The organism is Aquimarina sp. Aq78 (assembly GCF_900299525.1).
Taxonomy (GTDB): Bacteria; Bacteroidota; Bacteroidia; order Flavobacteriales; family Flavobacteriaceae; genus Aquimarina.
Genome location: NZ_OMKA01000008.1, coordinates 1 through 3,636, shown reverse-complemented (window position 1 = coordinate 3,636; position 3,636 = coordinate 1). Strand labels below are relative to the sequence as shown.

Genomic DNA, 3,636 nt, shown 5'->3' with positions numbered 1-3,636 from the left:
CACAGTCACCTGGACAGTAACGGATAGTTCTGGAAATACAGCTACCTGTACACAAACGGTAACAGTAACCGACAATATCGATCCAACAATCAGTTGTCCAGCAACGGTAAATGTAAATGTTGATGCAGGCTTATGTACTGCGAGTGGTGTTACTTTAGGTACACCTACCACTTCAGATAATTGTGCAGTAGCCAGTACAACCAACGATGCACCGGGAGTTTTCCCGATAGGAGATACAACAGTCACCTGGACAGTAACGGATAGTTCTGGAAACACAACTACCTGTACGCAAACGGTAACCGTAACCGATAACATTGATCCAACGATCAGTTGTCCGGCAACAGTTAGTGTTAATGTAGATGCAGGCTTATGTACAGCCAGTGGTGTTACTTTAGGTACACCTACTACATCAGATAATTGTGCTGTAGCCAGTACAACCAATGATGCGCCGGGAGCTTTCCCGATAGGAGATACCACAGTAACCTGGACAGTAACGGATAGTTCTGGAAATACAGCTACCTGTACACAAACGGTAACAGTAACCGACAATATCGATCCAACAATCAGTTGTCCAGCAACCGTAAATGTCAATGTTGATGCCGGTCTATGTACTGCGAGTGGTGTTGCTTTAGGTACTCCAACCACTTCAGATAATTGTGCTGTAGCCAGTACAACCAACGATGCACCGGGAGTTTTCCCGATAGGAGATACGACAGTCACCTGGACAGTAACGGACAGTTCAGGAAACACAGCTACCTGTACACAAACGGTAACGGTAACCGATAATATAGGTCCGGTAATTGCATGTCCGGCGACAGTGAACGTTAATGTAGATGCAGGCTTATGTACAGCCAGTGGTGTTACTTTAGGTACACCTACTACATCAGATAATTGTGCAGTGGCCAGTGTAACAAACGATGCACCGGGAGTTTTCCCGATAGGAGATACGACAGTCACCTGGACAGTAACGGATAGTTCTGGAAACACAGCTACCTGTACGCAAACGGTAACCGTAACCGATAACATTGATCCAACAATCAGTTGTCCTGCTACAGTAAATGTCAATGTTGATGCCGGTCTATGTACTGCGAGTGGTGTTGCTTTAGGTACACCTACCACTTCAGATAATTGTGCAGTGGCTAGTGTGACCAACGATGCACCGGGAGTTTTCCCATTAGGAGATACAACAGTAACCTGGACAGTAACGGATAGTTCTGGAAATACAGTAACCTGTGTACAAACAGTAACCGTAACGGATAATGAAGCTCCAGTAGTAAATGTTAATCCATTAGCCGATGTAATAGGAGAGTGTACTGCTACAGTAATAGCACCAACAGCAACAGATAATTGTGGAGGAATAATAACCGGAACCACTACCGATCCTACAAGTTATACAGTGATCGGAACGTATACGATTACCTGGACTTATGATGATGGTAATGGCAATACAAGCCAGCAAATACAAACGGTAATAGTACAAGATACGGGGATTCCGGTTCCTGATGTTAATCCATTACCTGATGTAGAAGGAGAGTGTAGTGTAACAATAACTACTATTCCTACAGCCACAGATGGATGTGGAGGAGTTGTAACAATAAATGGAACAACTACTGATCCTTTAACATATACGACGCAAGGAACTTTTACAGTGACTTGGAATTATGATGATGGTAATGGTAATGTAGTTCAACAGACACAAATCGTTATTGTTGATGATATTACCGATCCAACAATAGTATGTCCTGCAGATGTAAGTGTTAATGTAGACACAGGCTTATGTACAGCTAGTAGTGTTAGTCTAAGCGCCCCGACTACAGGAGATAACTGTACAGTGGCTAGTGTAACTAACGATGCACCAGTAACCTTCCCATTAGGAGATACAATTGTCACCTGGACCGTAACCGACGGTTCTGGAAATACAGCTACCTGTACTCAAACGGTAACGGTAATTGATAATATCAATCCGACGATAGTGTGTCCAGCAGATGTGAGTGTTAATGTAGATGCTGCAAGTTGTGTTGCTACGGGAGTTTCTCTTGTTACGCCAATAACTTCAGATAACTGCTCAGTTGTCAGTACGACTAGTGATGCACCGGCGACCTTCCCATTAGGAGATACGATAATAATCTGGACAGTAACGGACAGTTCGGGAAATACGGCTACCTGTACACAAACTGTAACTGTAATAGATAATATAGATCCGATCGTTACCAGTTGCCCATCAGATATAGTTCAGAGTGCAAATGCTAATACTTGTAACGCTATTGTGAGCTGGGAACCACCTACTGCAACCGATAATTGTACAAATCCAATAATTGTTAGTAGTACACATAACCCGGGTGATGCATTTCCGGTAGGGACAACTACAGTGACTTATACATTTAGTGACGTTTCTGGAAATAGTGACACTTGTACTTTTAATATAACTGTACCGACCGTAACAATTGCTAATAATGATATTGTAGTTATTAATGGAAGTATAGGAGGCAGCTCTACTAACATTGTAGATACTAACGATCTGTTAGATTGTAATCCTACTACATTAGGAACAAATGTGGTTATTACGGCAATTACAGATTCTGATTCTGGAGATGGTGTTAGCTTGGATCCAATAACAGGAATAATAACAGTATTACCAAATACAATACCAGGAGAATATACTATAAATTATACTTTATGTAGTGTCGCTACTCCTGTAGTATGTGATGACGCTATAGTAGTTATTACAGTAGCAGTTGCAAATGATATTTCTAATCTGGCATTAACTAAGACAGCTTCATATGTAGATACAAATGGAGATGGTGTTTCTAACGCGGGAGATGAGATACGATATACCTTTACCATAGAAAATACAGGTAATGTAGATATTACTAATATTGTTCTTAATGACCCATTATCAGGAGTTGAAGTAGTAGGTGATCCAATTGATTTAGCTGCAGGAGAAACAGATACTGATAATTTTACAGCAACCTATATTCTAACAGAGGAAGATATACGTTCTGGTAGTGTATCTAATCAGGCCACTGTAACAGGTCAGAATCCAGATGGTCTGGATGTATCTGATATATCTGATGACCCATTAAATGATACCAATATTGATTTAGATAATGATGGTGATTTTGAAGACGAGACAGTATTTGTAATAATACCAGAAGAGATCATTATATATACAGGAATTACCGCTAATGGAGATGGGGTTAATGATGAGTTTAGGATCATGGGATTAAGTGATTTTCCTAAAAACACACTACAGATATATAACCGTTGGGGTGTTAAGGTGTTTGAGCAGGATGGATATGAACAACCAGGTGTAAGATTCTTTAAAGGAATTTCTAGTGGAAGACAAACCATAAATGGAAAAGAAGAATTACCTGTTGGGACATATTATTATGTTCTGGAATATGAAAATGCTAGTGGAGTCCATAAGTCTAGAGCAGGTTACTTATACATAAACAGATAATCAATCAAAATTTAATCCCCCACGAGCATCATTATACCTGCTCGTGGGTTAGATTAAAATAGTTCTACTAAAGCGGATGAAAAAAATAAAGATAATAGTTGTGACATCGTTTTTAAGCGTTATGTTTTTTAATAGTTATGCACAACAAGATGCTCAGTACACTCAGTATATGTATA

At 40.2% G+C, this 3,636-nt stretch carries 1 protein-coding gene; it reads left to right on the top strand.

The features are described 5' to 3' along the window. The coding region (locus DG435_RS09095; RefSeq protein ID WP_159098251.1) for an HYR domain-containing protein at positions 1–3,460 on the top strand (3,460 nt) is incomplete at its 5' end. Positions 3,461–3,636 lie beyond the last annotated feature (176 nt).